Below are 25,256 nucleotides of genomic sequence, written 5' to 3' on the forward strand. Positions count from 1 at the left end.
TTTATTTAGTTTTTAGTTTTTAGCTTTTAGTCTTTCGTTATTATTTATAACTTGAAACTTAAAACTTAAAACTTGTTTATGCTTCTGCTAACATTTTTTCTCCAGCATCAATTGCATCTTGAATTGATCCTCTTAGGTTAAATGCTGCTTCAGGATATTTATCTAATTCACCATCCATAATCATATTAAAGCCTTTAATAGTATCTTTAATATCTACTAGAACACCAGGTATACCTGTAAATTGTTCTGCTACGTGGAATGGTTGAGATAAGAAACGTTGTACACGTCTTGCTCTATGTACTACTAATTTATCTTCTTCAGATAATTCTTCCATACCTAAAATAGCAATAATATCTTGTAATTCTTTATAACGTTGTAAAATTTCTTTTACTCTTTGTGCACAGTTGTAGTGCTCATCACCTAAAATATCTGCAGTTAAAATTCTAGAAGTAGAATCTAATGGATCTACTGCTGGATAAATACCTAATTCTGCAATTTTACGAGACAATACTGTTGTTGCGTCTAAGTGAGCAAATGTTGTTGCTGGGGCAGGGTCAGTTAAATCATCTGCAGGAACATATACTGCTTGTACAGAAGTAATAGAACCTTTTTTAGTTGATGTAATACGCTCTTGCATTGCACCCATTTCTGTTGCTAAAGTTGGTTGATAACCTACTGCAGAAGGCATACGCCCTAATAAGGCAGACACCTCAGAACCAGCTTGAGTAAATCTAAAGATATTATCTACGAAAAATAATACATCTTTACCTTGAGCGTCTCCTGCTCCATCTCTAAAATATTCTGCAATTGTTAAACCAGATAATGCAACTCTTGCACGTGCTCCAGGAGGTTCGTTCATTTGACCAAAAACAAATGTTGCTTTAGAGTCTTTCATACCAGGTTTGTCTACTTTAGACAAGTCCCATCCACCTTCTTCCATAGAATGCATAAAATCATCTCCGTATTTTATAATACCAGATTCTAACATTTCACGAAGTAAGTCATTTCCTTCACGAGTTCTTTCTCCAACACCTGCAAAAACTGATAAACCACCATGTCCTTTTGCAATGTTGTTAATTAATTCTTGTATTAAAACTGTTTTACCTACTCCTGCTCCACCAAATAAACCAATTTTACCACCTTTTGCATATGGTTCAATTAAGTCAATTACTTTAATACCTGTAAATAAAACTTCTGTAGAAACAGATAAATCTTCAAATTTTGGCGCAGATCTATGAATTGGTAAACCATCTTTACCTTCTTTTTTTAAGTTTCCTAAACCATCAATTGCATCTCCAGTTACATTAAATAAACGACCATAAATATCGTTTCCTATTGGCATTTGAATAGGAGTCCCTGTAGCAATTACTTCTACTCCTCTACTAAGACCGTCAGTAGCATCCATAGAAATGGTTCTTACTGTATCTTCTCCAATATGTTGTTGTACTTCTAATACTAATGTAGAACCGTCAGCTTTTTTAATTTCTAATGAATCATAGATTTTAGGAAGCTCATTTTCTGTATTGAATTCAACATCAATTACTGGGCCAATAATTTGAGAAACTTTTCCTGTTGTTGTAGACATCTGTATCTAATTATAATTATTATTTGTATTTTGAGATTTAGCATCTCATTTTCAGCTTGCAAAGTTAATTCTTTTGATTGAATTTAAAAAAGTTTTTTTTATATAAACTGTAATATAAATTCATAAAAAAACCTCACCGAATTGGTGAGGTTTTATTTAATATATTATTAAAACTATTTCTTGTTAGATACTTTAATAACAGCTCTTCTATTTTGAGCTCTACCAGCTCTAAATTTATTATCTGCAATTGGTTGTCCTTCTCCGTAACCAATAGCTTCTAATCTTGTAGCATCTACTCCTTTTTTAACTAAATAATCTCTTACAGCAATTGCTCTTTTTTCTGAGATTCTTAAGTTTAATGGTGCAGAACCTAAACTATCAGTATGGCCTTCTATTACAAATGTAGCATTAGGGTTGTTATTCATTACTTTACTTATTTCATCTAATTTTGAAGTAACCCCTGGTTTGAAAGAAGTTTTATCTAAATTAAATAAAATTGCTTTAGAATAATTTTCTAAAGATGCTTCAGCTTCCTTAGTAATAACTGGTGCAGGACATCCGTTGTTAGATGCAACTCCTGCTTCGTTAACGCATTTATCATCTTTGTCTAATACTCCATCACCATCAGTATCTGGCCATGGGCACCCTCCATTTGCAACTGGACCTGCTTCGTTAGTACATTTATCATTTTTATTAATTACTCCATCTCCGTCTGAATCTGGACAACCTTTGTTAGCTTTAGTTCCTTTTTCATTTGGACACATGTCATCTTTATCAGCAATACCGTCTCCATCAGCATCTGGACAACCGTTCATAGCGGCTAAACCTGCAACATTAGGACAAGCATCATCAGAATCTTTGATTCCATCGCCATCAGCATCTGGACAACCATTGAATTCTTCTAATCCTGCAACCTCTGGACAAGCATCAAATTTATCGTATATTCCATCTCCATCAGTATCTTTTCCACCAAATTTTATAACTAAACCTAATGAGTGTTGCCAATGATCTTGAACTATGTCATCAAAACCATGTCTAGCTCCTGTATGAAAATTTAAACCTAAATTTTCGTTAAACCAAAAATTAGCACCTGCTCCAAAAGTTAGCATTCCTGCTCCTTCAGAGTCAACAGAAACATAAGCTCCTCCTAAATGAACATAAGGATCGAACCAAGCTGTCTCACCAATTAATCTGTTTACATCATATTTAACTGATGCATCCAAAGCCCAGTATAAAAAATCTGAATCATTTACATTTCTAACTGTTTCAATTTTGTTTAAAGATCCTGCAAGTTGTAAAGAAAAACCTTTTTCTAAGTATTTCTCAGCAGAGATTCTAGAAATAGAAGGTAATACATTCCAGTCTTCATCAGATCCTAGTAAATCCTTAAAGTGGTCTCCCTCTGTAACAGAAGTAAAAATAAAGTCCACAGCATTAACACCAAAGCCTACAGCGAATGGGTTGTTTTCATCTTGTGCATTTACGTTGCTAATTGTTACCAAAGCAAACAAAGCTATCACAGCTAATTTTAATTGTTTCATTATCAAATTTTTAAATTAAAAGTTTGTTATTTTAAAGGCAAAAGTAAGTTGTTAAAACTTATCTGCAAAATCAAATCTACAAAAAGTTAAAAAAAAACACAAATTTTACGGTTCTTATATTATTTTTAATTCTTTTCCTACTTTGATAAAAGCGTTTATAGCTTTATCTAAATGTGCTTTATTATGTGCTGCAGAAAGTTGTACTCGTATTCTTGCTTTTTCTTTAGGAACCACCGGAAAAAAGAAACCTATTACATAAATACCTTCATATAAAAGTTTATTTGCCATAGTTTGAGAGAGTTTTGCATCATATAACATAACCGGCACAATAGCAGCATCTGCCCCAACTAAATCGAAACCTGCTTTTTCCATTTCTGTTCTAAAGTAGTTTGTATTCCATTCTAATTTATCTCGTAAAGTTGTATCATTTGCTATTAAATCAAATACTTTTAGAGAAGCCCCAACAATTGCAGGTGCTAAAGAATTAGAAAATAAATAAGGTCTAGAACGTTGTCTTAGAATTTCTATAATTTCTTTCTTACCAGTAGTATAACCTCCCATAGCACCACCTAGAGCTTTTCCTAAGGTTCCTGTTACGATATCTACTCGATCCATTACATTTTTTAATTCTACAGTTCCACGACCTGTTTTACCAATAAAACCTGTTGCATGACATTCATCTACCATTACCAAAGCATCATATTTGTCTGCTAAATCACAAATTTCATCTAGTTTTGCTACAATTCCATCCATAGAAAAGACCCCATCTGTAACAATAATTTTAAATCGATGATTTTGTTTATTGGCTTCAATTAACTGTTCTTCTAAAGAAGTCATGTCGTTATTATTATAACGATAACGTGCAGACTTACAAAGACGAACCCCATCTATTATTGAAGCATGATTTAAACTATCTGAAATTATTGCATCTTCTTTTGTTAAAAGTGGTTCAAAAACACCCCCATTGGCATCAAAACAAGCCGCATACAAAATGGTATCTTCTGTAGTATAAAAGTTGGCAATTTTTTGTTCTAATTGTTTATGAATATCTTGTGTACCACAAATAAAACGAACTGAGGACATACCAAAACCATGTGAATCTAGAGTATCTTTTGCAGCTTGAATAACTTCTGGATGATTAGATAACCCTAAATAATTATTGGCACAAAAATTAATTACTTCTTCTCCTGTAGAAATTTTAATAACTGCATCTTGTGAAGATGTAATAATTCTTTCAGATTTATACAAACCTGCTTCCTCAATTTCTTGAAGTTGTTTTTTTAAAGTATCTTTAATTTTTCCGTACATTTTTTATCATTTTAACAAATGTAAAGTTACAAAGTTTATTTTCTTTAGTTAAACCTCAACAATATCAATTTTATCATTTAGATAAATTAATATTTTTTTCTCCACTTCAAAATCCATAGATTTTAGTATTCTTTCGTATTTTAATAGTTGTTGATGATGTTCTTTAGAAGGATTTCCGGTTTTGTAATCTATAATTACAACATTATCACCAGTAAAAACCAACCTATCTGGAATGATAATTTGATTGTCTACATCTACAATTTCTCTTTCATTGAAAACAGTAACATCCTTAGAAAAATAATTTGCTAGTTTTGGATGACGTACAAGACTATTTATTAATTCTTTTAAAAAACTTAATTGATTCTCATTTATAAAACCTTGCTGATGGTATTGTTTCAAAACATTATCAACATCTAATTTTATATATATTTTTGATAAAATTTCATGAAATAAATTCCCAAAATCGATAGCTTTTCCTTGAGTTGTATTCCATAATTTAGAGGCACTTGCCAATAAAACTATATGGTGCTCTTGCCAAGGAGTAGAAATAAATTTTTGGTGAATTTCTGTGCTAGATATTTCTTTTTCTTTCTTTTTTATTCTTTTAACATCTCCAAAAGTATATTCTAAACGATTTTCTTGCCAAAGATTTTGCTCTTTTAAGTAATTGATAAAAATACCTGAATAATGATTTAAATTTTCTACACCTTTTGATGAAATTTTGTTTTCTGTAATCACATACAATTGCTCTACAGCTCTAGTTAATGCAACATATAATAAGTTAAAATTATCTAGCTCTAACTCTTCTCTTTGCAGATTATAAAGCTCTAAACCTCTTTCATTTATTAATGAAATATCTTTTTTAAAGTCGATTAAAAGTTCTTTAAAATTATAATCTTCTGGCAAACTATTAAACCATACTTTGGGGTTAATTTGATTATATATATCTACATCACAAGGAAAAATAACAACAGGAAACTCTAATCCTTTAGATTTATGAATGGTCATAATTTGAACAGCATCTGAATTTTCTGAAGCTACAATGCTTAATTTGTCCTTTTTAAGATTCCAAAATTCTAAAAAATCTCCAATGTCTGTTGCTTTTCTTTGCTGTTCTAAAACAACATCTAAAAAAAACTGAATATAAGCATTTGAGGAGTTTACCAAATGAAAGCCTCTAATAATTTCTTCAATTTTTTCGTAAAAAGGGATTGCCTGAAAAACCTTAAAATCGAAAGATATTCCAAATGTTTTTAATGCTGTAAAAATTTCAGTGTTTGAATATTTGATAAAATTATTAAAAAAATCACTTTTTGATTCTTTTACCTTTAAATGATCATATAAAAAATATAAAACTTCAAACCTTTTTTCTTGGTCGTTTGCATTTTGTATAATTTCTAGAATATTAATAATAAACTTAATAGTAGCATTGTTATTAAGTAACAAAGTTTCAGACGAAACAATAGAAACACCTTTCTCTGAAAGGTAATCTGCTAGTGCAATTCCGTCTTTTTTTGTTCTTGTTAAAACACAAATTTCATTTAAATAAAAATCATCTTTTAAAGCGTCTATTTGTGCGAATACTTTTCTTGGATATTTTAGTTTCTCATCTTCTCTATCATCTTCTTTATCTAAAAAAGACAACGATACAAAACCTCCTTTTTTAGTATTTTCTAATTGAGTGTTTCCTTCTAAAAACAGATTTCTATAAGAAGTATTTTGAAGAAAATTAGCAGTATGCTGAAAAAACGAATTATTAAAATTAATAATTTCTGAAAAACTCCTAAAATTGGTTTCTAAATTTTGTTTGTTTTTAGCTACTTGAAACGGATTTTTTTCTCCAGAACCTAACTCGATAAATTGTTCTGCTTTTCCGCCTCGCCATCTATAAATGGCTTGTTTACCATCACCAACCAAGAGTAATTTGCTGTTTTCTTGCGCCAAGGCATTATCTATTAACGGAATTAAATTTTGCCATTGCAACACAGACGTATCTTGCATTTCATCTATAAAATAATGCTGAAAACGTTGCCCAATCCTTTCGTAGATAAAAGGTGCTGGTTGGTCTTTAATATTATCTGAAATTAGTTGATTAAACTCTGCATTTAGCCGAATATTATTATCTTCTTTAATTGTATTTAGCTCAGAATTTATATTATTTAAAACTGCTAAAGGTATAATGCTTTTTAAGGTGATTTTATTTAATAAATAGTTAGAAAATGTTTTATTATATAAATCTTTAGATTGATAATAATAATCTTTAAGATTTTCTGAAACACCATCTATAACATCTTTAATTTGTGCGTCAGTTTTTGCCGCATAGAGATTTTTTGATTCTTCTATGGTTTTGTTTAAACGTCCATCAAACTTTAAATCGTTACTTTTTAAAAATTTTAAGTTACCTAGTTTTATAAAGTGTTTTGGATATTCGCCTGAATAACTAAAATCTGAATTATCGATACCATTATCTGCTATAAACTTTAAAACCTCATCAGATAAAATCTTATACTCTTGCTCAATTTTAGCATTTGCTTCTTGCAATTTATTTTTTAGGCTGAAAAAGTCTTCTAATTCTTTATCGGCTAATTCTCTAAAATGTTTTACATCATCTTCGTTTAATAAAATTCTAGCAAAATTGTTCAGATCTTTAGAAATATCCCAAGATTTGTCATCATCTATTTTATCTAAAGAATAATCTATTAACAAGTTGGTCAATTTTTTATCTGTACCAATTTTAGAAAGCAAAACATCTACAGCTTCGTTTAAAAGAGAAACAGCATCCATTTCTACTTCAAAATTTAGTGGTAACCCTAAATCATATGCAAAATTTTTGATGACTTTATGCGTAAAACTATCTATAGTAGTTATCGAAAAAGCAGCATAATTTTGTAAGATAGCTTCTAATATTTTTTTACTACGTTCTTTTACAGTTGCTTTATCTAAAGTGGTTTCTTCTAAAATTTTGGCATATATATCTGTGGTGTTTCCATTAGAAATTTCTTCTAAATTATATAACACACGTTCTTTCATTTCGCCAGCTGCTTTGTTGGTAAAGGTAACTGCCAATACTTTTTGAAAAGCAAAAATATCTTCTGTAGTTAGTAATACTTTTAAATACTCTTTTACAAGTGTAAATGTTTTACCACTTCCTGCAGAAGCATTGTAAACCTGAAAAGTTGATTGTTTTTGCACAGAATTATTTTTACTGCAAAATACAAAAAGCCAAACAGTTTTTGTTTGGCTTTCTGATTATTTTTTTACTAGATACTATCCTAACCCTACATCTAAAGACATCATTACAATAAAACCACCTATAAAGCCAAGTGTAGCAATATCTGTGTATTTGTCTCTTTGTGTTTCTGGTATTACTTCTTCTACAACTACAAAAATCATTGCACCAGCTGCAAAGGCTAAAGCATAAGGTAAAATTGGTGTAAAAAATGATACTGCTAGGGCACCTAAAACTGCAGCAATTGGTTCTACAGTTGCAGATAGTTGACCATACCAAAAACTTTTAAACCTAGCCATACCTTGTCTTCTTAAAGGCATTGCTACTGCAAAACCTTCTGGAAAATTCTGAATTCCAATACCAATTGCTAAAGAAATAGCCGCAATAATCATTTCTGTCTGTTCTACACCCACCAAAGTAGAAGCAGCTCCAAACAATACACCTACAGCTAAACCTTCTGGAATGTTGTGTAAAGTAATTGCTAAGACTAACAATGTAGTTCTATGTAAATCTGTTTTTACACCTTCTTTTTCATTTTCTTTAAAATTGATGTGTAAATGAGGTAAAATTTTATCCATTCCAAAAAGTGCAATGGCACCTAAAGCAAAACCAATGGCAGATGGCAATACTTTTACAAAACCTTCTCCAGGACTGTTTTCTATGGCTGGCGCTAATAAACTCCAAAAACTTGCAGCAACCATTACACCTCCAGTAAAACCTAGCATACCATCTAAAACAGCCCTGTTCATTTTCTTAAAGAAAAATACCAAAGCAGCTCCTACTGCTGTTAAACCCCAGGTAAAAAGCGATGCATATAAGGCTGCTAAAATTGGGTGTTCTTTGCCAAACTCGACTAATTGACTAAATAAACTCATGATTTTTGAATATATAAATTGTTTGCTATTTTATTAGAAATAGATAACTTCTTATTTTCTATTAAAATTGATAAAGAATTATCAAACTCTTCTTTATCTAAAACTGTTATTTTTTCACCAAGTTTGATGTCTTTTTTGTCTAAAAATTGTAAAAATTCTGATGAGGAATCATTTACACCTACACAAATTCCGCATTCATTTTTTAATAAAGTAGATAGCAAACTTTTTTCTATGGTTTTTAAATTTCCATCTGCATCTGGTATTGGATCTCCATGAGGATCATGTGTTGGAAAACCTAAAAAACTATCTAACTGATGGATTAATTTAGGAGATTTAATATGTTCTAACTGCTCTGCAACATCATGCACTTCATCCCAAGAAAAATTTAATTTTTCTACTAAAAAAACTTCCCACAACCTGTGTTTTCTCACAATATTTGCGGCTGTTTTTTTACCAAAACCTGTTAATGTAACCCCTTTATATTTTTTATAAGCCAATACTTTTTTATCAGATAATTTTTTAATCATATCTGTTACAGAAGAGGCTTTGGTTTGTAATTGATTAGAAATTGCATTGGTACTTATACCATTGCTAGTTTCTAATGATAAATGATAGATTGTTTTTAAATAATTCTCTTCAGAAAGTGTAAACATTATAAAAAAATTGTGCTACAAATATATACTTTTTATTTAAATGAAAACATATTTTTAGATAAGACTAAAAATATAATTACATTTGTAAAAATATTATTTTACGATTCGCTAATGAAAATTCATTTTATTTTCTGCTTTTTATTAATATACATGTTACATTTGCACAAAACTTAGTACGTTGAGTAAGCAGAATATTGTAAATCAATACCAAAAATCTGCGTTAGTAGCGCAGATAAATTCACAACTTCAACAAGAACAAAACCATTTTCAAATTAAGAATTTGGCAGGATCTTCGTTGTCTTTTGTGATCTCAGAAACTTTTAAAAAAGCAGACAAACCTTACCTTTTAATTTTTAATGACAAAGAAGAAGCTGCCTATTATTTAAACGATTTAGAACAACTTTTAGGCGATAAAAACGTACTGTTTTATCCCGGTTCTTATAGAAGACCTTATCAAATAGAAGAAACAGACAATGCCAATGTTTTATTACGTTCTGAGGTTTTAAATAGAATAAACTCTAGAAAAAAACCGGCTGTAATTGTTACCTATCCAACTGCTTTGTTTGAAAAAGTAGTTACCAAAAAAGAGCTAGAAAAAAGTACTTTAAAAGTGACTGTTGGCGAAAATTTATCGTTAGATTTTGTAAACGAAATTTTATTTGAATATAAATTTAAACGAGTAGATTTTGTTACAGAACCAGGAGATTTTTCTGTAAGAGGTGGTATTGTAGATGTGTTTTCTTTTTCTAACGATGAGCCCTACAGAATAGAGTTTTTTGGTGATGAAATTGACAGTATTAGAACTTTTGATGTAGAAACACAACTGTCTAAAGAGAAACTGAAAAAAGTTTCTATAATGCCCAATGTAGAAAATAAAACTTTAGAAGAAAATAGAGAAAGTTTTCTTAAATATATTTCTTCTAAAACTGCCGTATTTGTAAAAAATCAAGCTTTACTTACGGGTAATTTAGATAAGTTTTACAAAAAAGCAGAAGATGCTTTTTTAACTTTATCTCAAGAAATAAAACACGCAAAACCCAACGAATTGTTTTGCGATGGTAATTTTATTTTAAAACAGTTACAAGATTTTACAATCGTTAATTTTGATACAAATCCACATTCAGAAATTGTTACAGCATCCAATAAAATTGTAGATTTTAATACAAATCCACAACCCTCATTCAACAAAAAATTTGATTTATTAATAGACAATTTAGAAGAATACCATAAAGCTGGTTTTACCAATTATATTTTTTGTGCAAACGACCAACAAGCAAAACGTTTTCATGATATTTTTGATGATTCTGAAAAAGAGGTTCATTATGAAACTGTTGTTTTTCCTTTATACCAAGGCTTTGTTGATGTAGATAATAAAATGGTTTGTTATACAGATCATCAAATTTTTGAACGTTACCATAAATTCCGATTAAAAAATGGCTATGCAAAAAAACAAGCCATTACACTCCAGGAATTAAACAAACTAGAAATTGGCGATTACGTAACGCACATGGATCATGGAATTGGAAAATTTGGTGGTTTGCAAAAAATTGATGTGCAAGGTAAAAAGCAAGAAGCCATAAAATTGGTGTATGGAGAACGTGATATTTTATATGTAAGCATTCACTCTTTACACAAGATTTCTAAATTTAATGGAAAGGACGGAAAAGCACCTAAAATTTATAAATTAGGTTCTGGTGCTTGGAAAAAAATAAAACAAAAAACCAAAGCTAGAGTTAAACATGTTGCGTTTAATTTAATTCAATTATATGCGAAAAGAAAACTCCAAAAAGGTTTTGCTTTTGGGCCAGATACGCATATACAGCATGAGTTAGAAGGTAGTTTTATGTATGAAGATACGCCAGATCAATTTACAGCTACGCAAGATGTAAAAACAGATATGGAAAAAGAACAACCTATGGACAGGTTGGTTTGTGGCGATGTGGGTTTTGGTAAAACAGAAGTTGCTGTAAGAGCTGCATTTAAAGCGGTTGACAATGGAAAACAAGTAGCCATTTTAGTACCAACAACTATTTTGGCTTTTCAACATTACAAAACGTTTTCTGAACGTTTAAAAGATTTCCCTATTAAGATAGATTATCTAAATAGATTTAGAACTGCCAAACAAAAAACAGCCGCAATTGATGGTGTAAATAGTGGTGCTGTAGATATTATTATTGGTACACATCAGTTAACAAATCAACGTATAAAATTTAAAGATTTAGGGCTTTTAATTATTGATGAAGAGCAAAAATTTGGAGTTGCTGTAAAAGATAAATTGAAAACTTTAAAAGAAAATGTAGACACCTTAACCTTAACGGCAACACCCATACCAAGAACGTTGCAATTTAGTTTAATGGCTGCTAGAGATTTATCTGTTATAAAAACCCCACCACCAAACAGACACCCAATAGAAAGTCATGTAATTCGTTTTGGCGAAGAAATGATTAGAGATGCCATTTCTTACGAAATTTCTAGAGGAGGACAAGTTTTCTTTATTCATAACCGAATAGAAAACATAAAAGAAGTAGCTGGTTTGTTGCAAAGATTAGTGCCTTCTGCAAAAATTGGTATTGGTCATGGGCAAATGGAAGGCAAAAAACTAGAGGAATTAATGCTTGGTTTTATGAATGGCGATTTTGACGTTTTGGTATCTACCACCATTATAGAAAGTGGTTTAGACGTACCTAATGCCAACACCATTTTTATTAATAATGCCAATAATTTTGGTTTGTCTGATTTACATCAAATGCGAGGAAGAGTTGGGCGCTCTAACAAAAAAGCGTTCTGTTATTTTATTACGCCTCCCTATCATATGATGACAGATGATGCCAGAAAACGTATTGAAGCACTCGTTTTATTTTCTGATTTAGGTAGCGGAATTAACATTGCCATGAAAGATTTAGAAATACGTGGTGCTGGAGATTTATTGGGTGGAGAACAAAGTGGTTTTATTAATGATATTGGTTTTGATACCTATCAAAAAATATTGCAAGAAGCCATAGAAGAATTAAAAGAAAATGAGTTTAAAGAACTTTATCCAACAGACACTTCTAAACCCAAAGAGTTTGTAAAAGAGGTGCAAATTGATACCGATTTTGAAATTTTATTTCCAGATGATTATGTAAATTCAGTTACAGAAAGGTTGAGTTTATATGAAAAATTATCTGACTTAAAAACCAATGAAGAATTAAAAACTTTTGAAAGCGAAATTGTAGACAGATTTGGAGAAATACCAACACAGGTAGAAGATTTATTAGACTCTGTAAGAATAAAATGGTTAGCAAAAGAACTAGGTTTAGAAAAAATTATACTAAAACAAAAAAGAATGATTGGCTATTTTGTGTCTAACCAACAAAGCGATTTTTATCAAACAGAAGCCTTTTCTAGAATGCTAAAATATGTGCAACAAAATAGTAAGAGTTGCGTAATGAAAGAGAAGCAAACCAAAAACGGATTGCGTTTACTAATTACATTTATAAAGATAGATGCTGTAAAAACAGCTTTACAAGTTTTACAAAAAATTTAATGTAATCATCAGTTCAATCGAAAACAAGAACTATTTTTACCTAAACCTTTAACCTTGGGACTACGCTAAAGTAGACATAGAAAAAAATGCAAAAAAACTATACCAAAAATTTATCAGTTTTACTTTTAGGAACCCTTTTTATAAGCACCTCAGGTGTTTTAGGAAGGTATATTGCAATGCCCGCAGAAGCTATTATTTTATGTAGAGCATTTTTAGCCGCTATTTTTATTTATATTTTTTGTAGAGTTCAAAAAATTAGTTTTAAAATAAATTCGGCAAAAGATAAACGCTCTTTTTTAATGGGTGGATTTTTAATGGGTGCACATTGGGTTACTTATTTTTACGCTTTAAAATTAAGTAATGTAGCATTGGCTATGTTATCCATTTATACCTATCCAATAATTACAGTTTTTATAGAACCTTTTTTTAGCAAGAAAAAAGTAGATAAGATACATATTTTAATGGCTATTTTAGTACTTGTAGGTGTTTATAATTTGATTCCAAAATTTTCTATAGAAAACACTTATTTACAAGGAATCTTATTGGGTATTTTATCTGCTTTCTTTTATGCACTAAGAAATTTAATGGTAAAGGAAGATGTAAAAAAATACAATGGTAGCATGCTTATGTTTTATCAAATGGTAATTATTAGTGTTTTATTACTACCTACCTTATTTTTTAGCGATTATTCTAACATAGAAAGCCAATTACCTTGGTTGCTTTTGGTAGCTTTATTAACTACAGCTATTGGACATACTTTAATGGTAAATTCTTTACAACATTTTTCTGCAACAACAGCAAGTATTATAAGCAGTATACAGCCAATTTTCGGTATTATTATTGCCTTTATTTTTGTAAATGAAATACCAAATAGCTCTACTTTTATTGGTGGAAGTTTGATATTACTAACCGTTATTATTGAGAGTGTTAGAAGTAAAAAATAAACTTTTTAGACCTCACAGGTTTAAAAAACCTGTGAGGTCTGGTCTGTTAATAACAACTTAAAAAAACTACTAAAAAAGTTACAGCCAAAAGCTAACAAACAAGTTTAGCCCAGATTGAGCTATTTGTTTGAAATCCTTTTTGCTTTTTCTGCAAAAAGATTGAGTAGCGAAAGCTGGAAATAGCTTCTAAATAAAATGCATAGTAATAACGTTTAAAACAATTCTTTATTACTAATATCTAAATAATTACGCTTTACAAAGGCTAGGATAGTTTCTAAAAGTTCGCCCATGTTTTTACAGTCTTTAAATTTCACATCGCCCACATATTGTATTAAATGTTTTTTTAACAAGGCGATGTTTTCTGAGTAAGAAATGGTGTCTGATTTCATACATCTAATTAACCTTCTTGTTCTTCTTGGTGAGGTAATCATCCTTTTTGCCATGTAAGAGCGTTCTTCTATTTTATATTGGTTGATAGAATTGTTGTGTAGTTTTTTACTTACCATTTCTACCATCTTAAAATTTTCTTTCATAAACTGTAGGTTGTATACTTTTAGGTTACCTTCAAAAGATTGTTGATCAAAATCTATGGCTCTAATTTTGTATACAATTTGGTCAAAATCGTGTGTGGGTATAACTACATAGTTGTATGAGCGCATGTCTCCTAACAAACGTACCATACAACGTTCTTTAAATTTTACAAATTCTTTAGCTATTTGAGATTTTTCTGAAGAAGTACATTTAGGTAGAAAATCTCTAATAAAATCGTCTCCTGGAACACCTGCTATATGTTCTTCTATTAAGGTGTCTTTATAGATTAGAAAGTTCATGTTATGAGGAGACAAAAGATGCTCTAACTCTAAACCATAAACACGAGAAGCATCTGCTTTTTTTACGTAGAAATAGGTAAAGTTATCATTTAAAATGTTTCTAATTTTTATTCTAAAAGGTTTCGAATTACCAAAGGTACAATAGTCTATGGCATCTACATTTAAAAAAGGAATGGCATCATCATTACCATCTGAATGGAGCCTTGTGTATATTTTTTTTAAACTTACATCTATTTCTGCTCGGTCAAATTCAGAATAATAAGTTCTTACCCAAAGTGTGTCTTCATCGTTTTTATCAAATACAGCTACAGAGCCTTGAAAACGCAATAAATCGTCGTAAACTATAGAGATTTTTGTATTTCTCTTGTATTTTTTTAGATAGTCATCTAACATTTCGTTGATAGGAAATGTTGGTTTTTTTTTAGACATCAACTTCTTTTCTACTGCCATCTTTTCTATTGATTTGCCTCAAAAATAAGAATATTTTAAGGATTTTGTGTTGAAATAAGTTTACGAAAGTTAACTGTGTAAATATTGATAATTAAAGTGCCATTTTTATAATTCAAAATTCATGCTTTTAATTTTTGACTTTTAATTATAACAATTCAAACATTTTTCCTGGCAAAGGTTTTAACAAACCTTTCATTTCCATTTGCAATAAAATTGAAGATAATTGAAACACAGGAATACTGCATTCTAGAGAAATAGCATCTAAAAGTTGTGCCCCTTTTTCGTGTAATAAATCGTGTATTTTTTGTTCGTTTTCAGATAGATGTAAAAAAAGCTGTTTCTGAATGGGTTTGGGTTTTTCTGCAATATCCCAGTTTAACATTTTTACAATATCGTTTGCATTGGTTAATAAATGCGCTTTGTTATTTTTAATTAAATTATTACACCCTTTACTGTAAATATCTGAAGTTCTACCAGGAACTGCAAAAACATCTCTATTGTAAGAATTGGCAATATCTGCAGTAACTAAAGAACCTCCTTTTTCTGCAGACTCTATAATAATGGTGGCTTTAGAAATGCCTGCAACGATTCTGTTTCTTTTTAAAAAATTTTCTCTTAAAGGTTGTTCTTCGCTCCAAAACTCTGTTAAAAAACCACCATTTTCATGTACTTGATGGATGTATTTTTTATGCACTTTAGGATAAATTTGCTCGAAACCATGTGCCAAAACTGCAATAGTTTGCAAGTTGTTTTTTATGGCTGCTTTGTGTGCACAAATATCTGCACCATAAGCAAAACCACTTACAATTATTGGGTTGTAAGTTGCCAATTCTTCTATTAAATTGTTACAAAAATCGCGTCCATAAGAACTTAAATTTCTTGTACCCACAATAGAAATTATGTTTTTATTTTTTAAGTTGATGTTGCCCTCTTTAAAAAGTAAAATTGGACTATCTATACAATTTTGTAGATGTATTGGATAATCATCTTCTAAAAAATAAGAAAAAGCAATATTATTTTTTTGAATATACGCAAGCTCTTGTGTTGCTAACTTAATATTTTTGTCATCAAAAAGATGTTTTATTACATGGTTTCCTATACCATTAATTTTTGCCAAAGTTGCAGGTTTTTCTTTAAATATTTGCAATGCATCTCCTACATTTACAATTAGTTTCTTTGCTAAAATATCTCCAATAGCTTTGCTTTTTTGCAATCTTAATAAAGCCAATAATTTTTCTTCGTTCAAAAGCTAACAATTTGAATACCAATATATAAAATTTTTGTTAATAATTATTTAGAGAACATTCTTTAATGAGTAGACAAAAATTATATATTTGTTTATATGAATTTAGCCAACTACATCAACGATTTACTTTACAGATACGATTGCGTAATTATACCTGATTTTGGTGGTTTTGTAACCAACAGAATTGGTGCAACTTTTAATACAAGTAACCAAACATTTAATGCACCTGCAAAACAACTTACATTTAACAACCATTTAAAACACAATGATGGTTTGTTAGCTAATTATATTGCTTCTGCAGAACAAATTTCTTTTGAAAAAGCAGCAGCAGCAATATCTTTAAGCGTTATTAATTGGCAAAATAAACTACAAAGAGGTAGCATAGAACTAAATAATTTAGGTACTTTTTCTTTAAACGAAGAACAAAAAATTGTTTTTACACCAACTACAGAAGTTAATTATTTAACCTCCTCTTTTGGTTTGTCTTCTGTAGCAACATCTGCAGTAAAAAGACACAATACCACTGTAAAACCTTTACATGAAAATAACCAAAAAGCGCTGCCTTCTTTTATAAAATACGCAGCTACAGCTGCAATTTTATTAACATTAGGTATTGCTGGCTATAATGGTTATCAACAAAATAAGCAAAAAGAAACCTTTGCAAAGCAAGAGAAAATATTAGAAAAAAAACTACAATCTGCTACTTTTGTGATTCAAAATCCTTTGCCAACTTTACAATTAAATGTTAGCAAAAAAATTGCCAAACCCTTTCATGTTGTTGCTGGCGCTTTTCAATACCCAGAAAATGCTGCAAAAAAAATACAACAACTAAAAAAACAAGGCTTTAATGCTAAAATTATTGGTGTAAACAAATGGGGCTTAACTCAAGTTTGTTTCGATAGTTTTGCAGAAAAAAACGATGCTATAAACAGTTTAAATAAAATTAAAAGAACGGTTTCTGAAGATGCTTGGTTGCTTGTAAAAAACATCAAATAATATAACTTTTCTTTATTAGGTTTTAGGTAAGGTTTTGTTAAGGTGATTGTTATCTTTGCATAAAAATTACTTTTTTGATGGAAACAAAAACACCTAAAGACTCTTTAACCGTACTTACAGATTTAGTTTTACCTGGCGAGACCAACTATTTAGACAACCTTTTTGGTGGAGAATTACTAGCAAGAATGGATAGAGCTTGTAGTATTGCTGCAAGAAGACACTCTAGAAGAATTGTGGTTACAGCTTCTGTAAACCACGTTGCTTTTAACAAATCTGTACCCGTTGGTAGTGTTGTAAATATAGAAGCTAAAGTTTCTAGGGCCTTTAAATCTTCTATGGAAATTTATGTTGATGTTTGGATAGAAGACAGACAATCTGGACAAAGAACTAAAGTAAATGAAGGTATTTACACCTTTGTTGCTGTAGATGAGACAGGAAAACCTGTGCAAATAGCTAAAATAATACCAGAAACCGAATTAGAAAAAGAGCGTTATGAAGGTGCCTTAAGACGTAAACAATTAAGTTTGGTGTTGGCTGGAAAATTAGACCCAAATAAAGCTACAGAATTGAAAGCTTTATTTAATTAGAACATTATTATTATGTTAGAATTTTTAAATAATCATAAAATTATAGAATCTGCCGTTGTTTTGTTTTTAGCAATACTTGTTAGGTTAGTAATTACAAACTCGCTCCGTAAAATTCAGGTAAAATTTGGTTTTCAAAAGTCTAGAATTTTAGTAACTAACAAAATAATAACTATTTTAACGTATGCTACTATAATTGTTGTTATTGCTTTTATTTGGGGTGTAGATGAAAAACAATTATTAGTATATGTTTCTTCTTTTTTAACCATTTTAGGAATTGCATTTTTTGCACAATGGTCTATTTTATCTAATATTACTGCTGGTATTATTCTTTTTGTAAACTACCCGGTTAAAATTGGAGACACCATTACTATTTTAGAAAAAGACAATGATACAACAGGAGAAATTAGAGATATTGGCGCATTTTTTATCACTTTAAAAACTCCTGAAAACGAGTTTATTACCATACCAAACGCTATTATCTTACAAAAAAATATAAAGTTTAAATAATTTACTACCTTCTAAGAATCCAACTAGACGGATTTAGTTTGGTCGTATTTTTATACAACACAAAAATTAGTTTTGTTTTACCAGAAACTTTATCGGTAAAGATTTTTCCAATGCTTTGTCCTGTAGAAACAACATCACCTTTTTTAACGTATAGTTTTTCTAAGTTGTTATAAGAGGTTATGTAATTACCATGTTGTATTAATACATTTTTTCTACCTTCTGAAGTAACTAAAATATTTAAAACCTTACCATTAAAAATAGTTTTTGCATCACTATCTTTTTTGGTAGTAAAATGCAAGCCTGTACTGTTTAAAGTAATACCAGGAAAAGTTGGGTGTGCCTGCGTACCAAACCTTCTCGTAATTAATCCTTCTTCTAAAGGCCAAGGTAGTTTCCCTTTATTAGACTCGAATTTTGTTGCTAATGCTTTTGCTTCTGGACTTAAAATAAATTCATTCTTTTTAGGCGTTTTTGGTTTGTTTTTTACTTTTTTATTGGCCCTTGCAATAGCTTCTTTAATAATTTTATCAATTTTTTCTGAAACTCTTTTTTCTTCTTTTATTTTCTTTTTTAAGTCTCTTTTGTACTTTTTTTCATTCTTTTTTATAATAGAAATTAGTTTTTCTTTGCTTGTTTTATCGAGTTCAATTTTTTGTTGTTGCTCTTTTTCAGATAAAATTAAAGTATCTTTTACTTGTTTTTGCAGGGTTAAAGAATCTATTATAGCAGCTACCGTTTTTGTTTGTGTTACAATTTCTTCGCCCTGTTTTTTTCTAAAAGACGTATATTGTTTCATATACTCTAGACGCTTGTAAGCTTGATAAAAATTATCTGAAGATAACAAAAACATTATCTTACTTTGCTGAGATCTACTTTTGTAAGATTTAAAAATCATACTGGCATAATCTGCTTTTAAAACTGCTAACTCTTTTTTTAATTTTACTACTTTTTGTTCGTTTATAGCAATTTGTTTAGATAAAATCTTTGCTTCTGTATTAATTGTATTTATTAAATTTTGTCTAATAGATATTTTTTGATTGATGTCTTTAAGATCTTCTAAAACATTTTTTTCTTTTTTAATTTCTTTAAACAGTAAATTATTTACAAGGGCTATTTCTTTTTTTAGTTTTTTCTGACGCTTTTCTAATTCTTTTTTTGTTTGGCCTTGCATAGAAAAACAAGAAAAAAGTATGCTAAAAAAAACGATATGTAAGCTAGCTTTGATCACTATAAATTGATGTGTTTATAATTTTCTGGAATAGAAAATGAGGTATTTATTGGTTTGTTAAACTCTACAGATTTTAAGGTAAAATTTATTTTGGTTATTTTTTTTCCTTGTTTGGCTCTTATGTCTATTTTTTTTGGAAAAATCTCTTCATCTACAATGCTATAAGATGGATATTCTACCTCTAAAGCTTGATTTTTAAATGAATTTATTACTTTCTGAAAATCTAATTTAAAATGACCTGGATTGATACCAAAAAACATCTTTAAAACGCCATTTGTAGTTTGAGGTTTTAAAACATACGTATTGTTTACAATATTAACTTCTTGTTTATTTTCTTTTAAATCTATAACGGCTTGGCCTAAAAATAGGTTTTCTAACTGCGTATAATTTAATGATGTGCCTAAAACATTTTCCAACATTTTAAAATCTCCTTTGAAATAATTTTTTGCATATGGCGAATAATACTCAACAGCTTTTGGTGTAATTCTTGCTTTAAAAACCGTAATAAATTTTGAGCCTTTTAGCCAAATTTCTTTGCCTTTGGTAATTCGTAAATAAACAGATAAACTTTGTTTTGTTTTACCATTGTTAAAATTTGCAGAAAGTTTAGCGTCTACAGTTTCTTTACCAAAACTTACATTTAAGTGTTTTTTTACCACTCTTTTGGCAGACATTTCTTTGGCAACAGCATTAGAATCTATCACATATTTTTTTGTTTTACAAGATGTAAAAACGAGTAAAATTAAAACTAAATATTTAAATATTTTCATGCTATTTATTTAGTTTTTTAAATTTATCTAAATATTTCTTTTCTTCGACTGTATTGCCTAAGCCTTTATAAGCTTTTGCTATTTCTTTGTAAAAATTGGCTTCCATTTTATCTTCAATTACAAAATCAATACCATTTTTCAACATACGAATAGCTTTGCTAAATTCTTTTTTAGAATTTAGCGCTTTTCCATTTATTAAATATACATAGGGTTGTGCAGGGAAAAGAGAAATACCTTCTGTGCTGTATTTTAATAAAGCTTCAGGGTTTTTATGTTCATTCTCTAAAATTTGTTTTAAAAGAGTAAACGATTTATTATTTTCAAATTGCTTATAAATAGTTTCGTTATTAGACGTAACTTTTCTCTCTTTTAAAACCTTTCTTTTTCTGTTTTCTAAATTTTCTTTAACTCTTTTGTAATTAGAAGACAATCGGTTTTGCTTGTCTAAAACCTTCATTAAATTGAGTGCTTCTTTATAGTTATTGTCTCTTAAATAAAGTCTCACTAAATAATTGCTGTCTTTAGGATTTAAAGCTACTATTTCTTTCTGAGTTTTTATAGCGTTTTTAAAATCGTTTTCTTTTAAATATACCTTAACCAAATGTTTTAGCAACCAGATGTTAGAAGCTTCTATTTTTATAGCTCTTTGTATGTATTCTTTAGCTAAAAGCGTATTATGTAACAGTAAATAATTCTTAGAAAATTCAAAAAAAACAGTTGCGTTATAAGGTAATATTTGATTGCAACTTTCTAAGTATTCTATAGATTTTTGATAATTACCAATAGATTTTTGCGTAAGTGCTTTAAAAAAAAACTGCTGAAAGTTCAACTCTTTTTCTTCAGTTAAATCTACTGCTGCTGGTATGCTATCTTGGGCATTTATTTGATTGGTATAAAGCATAAAGAATAAAGAAAAGAGAACTAACTCTAGATAAGAGGTTCTCTTTTTTCTATTTTGTATGTTGTTACACCTTATAAACATCTACGTTAATTCTGTATAATCTCCTATACTTACAGAGGTAAATTTACCGTTAAATTTTGCATGATTACCAATCATAGCATTATCTAAATTAGCATTAGAAATTGTAACATTGCTTTGAATTAAAGAATTGGTTATGGCTGCGTTTTCTATAACACTATTGCTTCCTAAAGAAACGTATGGTCCAATTTTTGTATTCTTTAAAACTACGTTTTCACCAATATAACAAGGTTGTATAATTTCTGAATTCTCTAATACAACGTCTTTAGAAACTAAATTATTACCAGCTTTATACTCAAATTCTAGTACTTGCTTATTGGTATCTACTGTTGGGTCTTTTTTTCCACAATCCATCCAAGTATTTACAGTTCCTGGTATAAATTTAGCCCCTTCGCTTTTAAGAGTTTCTAAAACGTTTGTAAGTTGATATTCGTTATTTTCTTTTAAATCATTATCTATTAAATACTGAATTTCGTTTCTTACTCTATCTCCATCTTTAAAATAATAAATACCAATAATTGCTAAATCAGATACAAACTCTTGTGGTTTTTCTACAAAATCTGTAATAAAACCATTGTCTAATTTTACCACACCAAAAGCACTTGGATCTGCTACTTGCTTTACCCAAATTGCGCCATCTGCATTGGCATCTAGTTTAAAATCTGCTTTAAATAAGGTATCTGCATAAGCAACCACACAAGGGCCAAATAAAGAATTTTTAGCACAAAAAAGGGCATGTGCTGTACCTAATGCCTCTTCTTGCACATAAACATTCCCTTTTGCTCCTAATTCATTAGCTATTTGCAATAAAGTTGCTGTTGTATTTTCTGGAAAGCCTTTTTTTGCAGGCCCAATTATAAATGCTATTTCGTCAATTTCTTCATCAATAACAGAAGAAATATCTTCTACTAATCTTTGTACTATAGGTTTTCCTGCAATTACAGTTAAAGGTTTTGGTACTGTTAATGTATGTGGTCTTAAACGAGAACCAATACCTGCCATAGGAACAATTATCTTCATCTTAAGGTATATTTTTATATCTCGCAATATACCATTTATTGAAGTACTAGTAAAATAGTTTTTATTGAAAAAACTCTGAATACTGGGATCTATACAAGCATTATTTGGTAGTATTTTTACTTTAACAAAAATAGGGGTCAATTAGCTAATAACTCCTTACACAACACTCCTAAAAATTAAATGATTTAAAAACCTAATCGTTTACTTGGGTTTTTTGTTTCTTTGCAAAAAAATAAATCTTAATGAATTATTTATCAGTAGAAAATATATCTAAAGCATACGGAGAACGAATTTTATTTGAAGACATTTCTTTTGGTATTAACAAAGACCAAAAAGTAGCTTTTATAGCAAAAAATGGAAGTGGTAAAACATCGATCTTAAATATTATTGCTGGCTTAGACGTACCAGATTCTGGACAAGTAGTTAGCAGAAAAGACATTTCTATTGCATACTTATCTCAAAAAGACGACTTAAATCAAGATTTAACTATAGAGGAAACCATTTTTGCAACAGATAATAAAATTCTTTCTATTGTAAATAAATATGAAAAAGCCTTAAAAAATCATGAAGATACAGATGCCTATCAAACCGCTTTTGATTTGATGGACCAATACAATGCTTGGGATTTTGAAACACAATACAGACAAATTTTATCTAAACTAAAACTAGACAATTTAACCTTAAAAATAAGTGCTCTTTCTGGAGGACAAAGAAAAAGACTCTCTTTAGCCATTGTACTAATTAATAAACCAGATTTACTTATTTTAGACGAGCCTACAAACCATTTAGATTTAGAAATGATAGAATGGTTAGAAGCTTTTTTTGCCAAAGAAAAAATAACCCTTTTTATGGTAACACACGATCGTTACTTTTTAGAACGTGTTTGTAACGAAATTTTAGAGTTAGATGAAGGTAAAATTTATAAATACAAAGGAAATTATTCTTATTATTTACAAAATAAAGAAGAACGCTTAGCATTAGAAGCTACCAATTTAAGCAAGGCAAAAAGTTTGTTTAAAAAAGAGTTAGATTGGATGCGTAAGCAACCCAAAGCAAGAACTACAAAATCGAAATCTAGAACAGACGATTTTTATAAAATAAAAGCACAAGCGCATCAACGTAGAAAAGACCACCAAATACAATTAGAAATAAATATGGAGCGTTTAGGAAGTAAAATTCTTGAGCTACATAAAATTTCTAAATCTTTTGATGATAAAGTAATTTTAGATGGTTTTGATTACGTATTTAAAAGAGGAGAACGAATTGGTATCATTGGGAAAAACGGCACAGGAAAATCTTCTTTTTTAAATATTATAACAGAAAAAGCACCTTTAGATAGAGGGAAAGTTATTTTAGGTGAAACTGTTAAGTTTGGATACTATACACAAAGAGGAATCCAAATAAAGGAAGGACAAAAAGTAATAGAGGTTGTAAAAGAGTTTGGAGAATTTATTCCTTTAACAAAAGGAAGAAAAATCTCTGCATCGCAATTATTAGAGCGTTTTTTGTTTGACAAGAAAAAACAATATGATTTTGTAGAAAAACTTTCTGGTGGTGAACAAAAAAGACTGTATTTATGTGCTGTATTAATACAGAATCCTAACTTTTTAATTTTAGATGAACCCACAAACGATTTGGATGTGGTAACTTTAAATGTACTTGAAAGCTTTTTATTAGATTATCCAGGTAATTTATTGGTGGTTTCTCACGATCGTTATTTTATGGATAAAATTGTAGATGCCCTATTTGTTTTCAGAGGTGATGGTGTTGTAGAAAATTTTCCAGGAAATTACTCAGATTTTAGAGCTTATGATAATTCTGCAGATACTAAAGAAACATCTAAAATTGAGAAACCTGTTGAGAAAAAAGTAGCGAAAGAGAGCTCTAAAACATCTTTAAATTTTAACGAAAAAAGAGAGTTTGGTGCTTTAGAAGTAGAAATTGAACGTTTACAAAAGAGAAAAACTACCATAGAAAAACAATTTTTAAATATAGAAATTGCTACAGAAGATATTCCTAAAAAATCTGAAGAATTACAAGAGATTATTGCAGAAATAGAGCAAAAGGAAGAACGTTGGTTAGAACTTTCTATGAAAATGGAAGGGTAATTTTAAACCCTAACAATAGCATCCTCTTTTAACAATTCTTGATTGTTAAATTTTAATAAGATTTGAGCTACAGCAATGGTATCTTTTTCGCAATAATTTACAATTCTTTGTATGTTTTTTTCTTCGTAATAAACAGCTGCAACTTCACTGCCATCAATATCATCTTTAGGTGATGGTATCCCTAAAATAGACGTTAATAATTTAAGAGAAGTATAATGTTTATAATCGCCAAATTTCCACAATTCTAAGGTATCTAAATGAGGTACTTCCCAAGGTTTTTTACCAAATAAATTTAATTTTTTTGGTAGTTCTATTTGGTTTACAATCATTCTTCTAGCAATAAATGGAAAATCGAATTCCTTTCCATTATGAGCACATAAAAACTGAGAGGGTTTAGAAAAATGTTTGTCTAACAGGGTTTTAAAATCAACTAAAATTTTGGTTTCATCATCACCATAAAAAGAGGTTACTCTAAATTGATTTTCTGCAAAATACCCAACTGAAATACAAATAATTTTACCAAACTCTGCCCAAATACCTGCTCTTTCATAAAATTGTTCTGGTGTAAATTCTTCTTTGCGTTGGTATTGTGTTTTCTTTTTAAATAAATTTTGATATGCTTCAGAGAGGCTATTCCAATTACTTTCTAGAGGTACAGTTTCTATATCTAAAAATAAAATGTTGGCAATTTTGAGTTTTAGGTTCATCGATTTCTTTTTCTACGCTAAAGGTAATAAAAAAAGAAAAAGGGTAAAATTTTTACACTAAATAAGTTTTCTCTATAACTAAAGTATGGGTTAACTAAACCTTAAATGAAAGATAATTTAGATTAAATGATTGTTAAGTGTTTGTTATTATAATTTATTTATTAGTA

At 29.5% G+C, this 25,256-nt stretch carries 19 protein-coding genes; 6 read left to right on the forward strand and 13 right to left on the reverse strand.

The annotated features are described in order from the left end of the window. Positions 1–76 precede the first annotated feature (76 nt). The 6 genes from atpD to AC2D6T_RS00410 form a co-directional block, all read right to left on the reverse strand. Positions 77–1,585, reverse strand: coding sequence for a F0F1 ATP synthase subunit beta (gene atpD, locus AC2D6T_RS00385; protein ID WP_347186329.1), 1,509 nt, complete (start codon positions 1,583–1,585; stop codon positions 77–79). A 173-nt stretch (positions 1,586–1,758) separates the two neighbouring features. Continuing rightward, positions 1,759–3,126 carry an OmpA family protein gene (locus tag AC2D6T_RS00390; RefSeq protein ID WP_484680070.1) on the reverse strand — a complete coding sequence of 456 codons (1,368 nt, stop codon included), beginning with the start codon at positions 3,124–3,126 and terminating at the stop codon, positions 1,759–1,761. A gap of 114 nt (positions 3,127–3,240) precedes the next feature. Then, positions 3,241–4,434, reverse strand: a complete 1,194-nt coding sequence (gene kbl, locus AC2D6T_RS00395) for a glycine C-acetyltransferase (protein WP_438989369.1) — start codon at positions 4,432–4,434, stop codon at positions 3,241–3,243. A gap of 48 nt (positions 4,435–4,482) precedes the next feature. Next, the gene (locus tag AC2D6T_RS00400) at positions 4,483–7,626 is read right to left on the reverse strand and encodes a UvrD-helicase domain-containing protein (RefSeq protein WP_484680071.1); all 3,144 of its coding nucleotides are present in this window, start codon (positions 7,624–7,626) and stop codon (positions 4,483–4,485) included. A gap of 75 nt (positions 7,627–7,701) precedes the next feature. After that, positions 7,702–8,538, reverse strand: a complete 837-nt coding sequence (locus AC2D6T_RS00405) for a ZIP family metal transporter (protein WP_484680072.1) — start codon at positions 8,536–8,538, stop codon at positions 7,702–7,704. Further along, a complete protein-coding gene (locus AC2D6T_RS00410) occupies positions 8,535–9,191 on the reverse strand; it encodes a metal-dependent transcriptional regulator (protein ID WP_484680073.1) in 657 nt (218 codons plus the stop codon). Before AC2D6T_RS00410 ends, AC2D6T_RS00405 begins: the two co-directional genes overlap by 4 nt. Before the next feature lie 178 nt (positions 9,192–9,369). On the opposite strand from AC2D6T_RS00410, the gene mfd reads away from it, so the two are divergent. After that, entirely contained in the window at positions 9,370–12,717 is a 3,348-nt protein-coding gene (gene mfd, locus AC2D6T_RS00415; RefSeq protein ID WP_484680074.1) for a transcription-repair coupling factor, read from the forward strand. Positions 12,718–12,803: 86 nt separating this feature from the next. After that, entirely contained in the window at positions 12,804–13,661 is an 858-nt protein-coding gene (locus AC2D6T_RS00420) for a DMT family transporter (RefSeq protein WP_484680075.1), read from the forward strand. A 212-nt stretch (positions 13,662–13,873) separates the two neighbouring features. On the opposite strand, the gene AC2D6T_RS00425 is transcribed toward AC2D6T_RS00420, so the two are convergent. Together AC2D6T_RS00425 and dprA are read right to left on the reverse strand one after the other, a co-directional pair. Then, a complete protein-coding gene (locus tag AC2D6T_RS00425; RefSeq protein ID WP_438989363.1) occupies positions 13,874–14,941 on the reverse strand; it encodes a hypothetical protein in 1,068 nt (355 codons plus the stop codon). A gap of 145 nt (positions 14,942–15,086) precedes the next feature. Beyond that, the gene (gene dprA, locus AC2D6T_RS00430; protein ID WP_484680076.1) at positions 15,087–16,187 is read right to left on the reverse strand and encodes a DNA-processing protein DprA; all 1,101 of its coding nucleotides are present in this window, start codon (positions 16,185–16,187) and stop codon (positions 15,087–15,089) included. Between the two features lie 96 nt (positions 16,188–16,283). Between dprA and AC2D6T_RS00435 the strand changes: the two genes are divergently transcribed. The 3 genes from AC2D6T_RS00435 (at position 16,284) to AC2D6T_RS00445 (ending at position 18,277) form a co-directional block, all read left to right on the forward strand. Next, positions 16,284–17,183: an HU domain-containing protein gene (locus AC2D6T_RS00435; RefSeq protein ID WP_484680077.1), complete on the forward strand. Its 900-nt coding sequence runs from the start codon at positions 16,284–16,286 to the stop codon at positions 17,181–17,183. 77 nt (positions 17,184–17,260) lie between these two features. Next, positions 17,261–17,770: an acyl-CoA thioesterase gene (locus AC2D6T_RS00440; protein ID WP_298945977.1), complete on the forward strand. Its 510-nt coding sequence runs from the start codon at positions 17,261–17,263 to the stop codon at positions 17,768–17,770. A 12-nt stretch (positions 17,771–17,782) separates the two neighbouring features. After that, complete coding sequence (locus AC2D6T_RS00445; protein WP_438989360.1) at positions 17,783–18,277, forward strand: mechanosensitive ion channel domain-containing protein; 495 nt, start codon at positions 17,783–17,785, stop codon at positions 18,275–18,277. A gap of 4 nt (positions 18,278–18,281) precedes the next feature. On the opposite strand, the gene AC2D6T_RS00450 is transcribed toward AC2D6T_RS00445, so the two are convergent. The 4 genes from AC2D6T_RS00450 to AC2D6T_RS00465 are packed head-to-tail and all read right to left on the reverse strand — an operon-like array spanning position 18,282 to position 22,274. Beyond that, on the reverse strand, positions 18,282–19,448 hold the full coding sequence (locus AC2D6T_RS00450) for a murein hydrolase activator EnvC family protein (protein ID WP_484680078.1): 1,167 nt from the start codon (positions 19,446–19,448) through the stop codon (positions 18,282–18,284). A gap of 56 nt (positions 19,449–19,504) precedes the next feature. After that, positions 19,505–20,275, reverse strand: a complete 771-nt coding sequence (gene lolB1, locus AC2D6T_RS00455) for a lipoprotein insertase outer membrane protein LolB1 (RefSeq protein ID WP_484680079.1) — start codon at positions 20,273–20,275, stop codon at positions 19,505–19,507. Between the two features lies 1 nt (position 20,276). Next, positions 20,277–21,257 carry a tetratricopeptide repeat protein gene (locus tag AC2D6T_RS00460; RefSeq protein ID WP_484680080.1) on the reverse strand — a complete coding sequence of 327 codons (981 nt, stop codon included), beginning with the start codon at positions 21,255–21,257 and terminating at the stop codon, positions 20,277–20,279. Continuing rightward, positions 21,258–22,274 (reverse strand): sugar nucleotidyltransferase, encoded by a 1,017-nt coding sequence (locus tag AC2D6T_RS00465; RefSeq protein WP_484680081.1) that lies wholly within the window; start codon positions 22,272–22,274, stop codon positions 21,258–21,260. 242 nt (positions 22,275–22,516) lie between these two features. Here AC2D6T_RS00465 and AC2D6T_RS00470 point away from each other — a divergent pair, with 242 nt between their 5' ends. Further along, positions 22,517–24,382: an ABC-F family ATP-binding cassette domain-containing protein gene (locus AC2D6T_RS00470; RefSeq protein ID WP_484680082.1), complete on the forward strand. Its 1,866-nt coding sequence runs from the start codon at positions 22,517–22,519 to the stop codon at positions 24,380–24,382. 2 nt (positions 24,383–24,384) lie between these two features. Here AC2D6T_RS00470 and AC2D6T_RS00475 read toward each other — a convergent pair whose 3' ends face one another. Next, positions 24,385–25,089 (reverse strand): 3'-5' exonuclease, encoded by a 705-nt coding sequence (locus tag AC2D6T_RS00475; protein WP_484680083.1) that lies wholly within the window; start codon positions 25,087–25,089, stop codon positions 24,385–24,387. Positions 25,090–25,256: the final 167 nt, after the last annotated feature.

This window comes from Polaribacter sp. YIW18 (assembly GCF_057219325.1).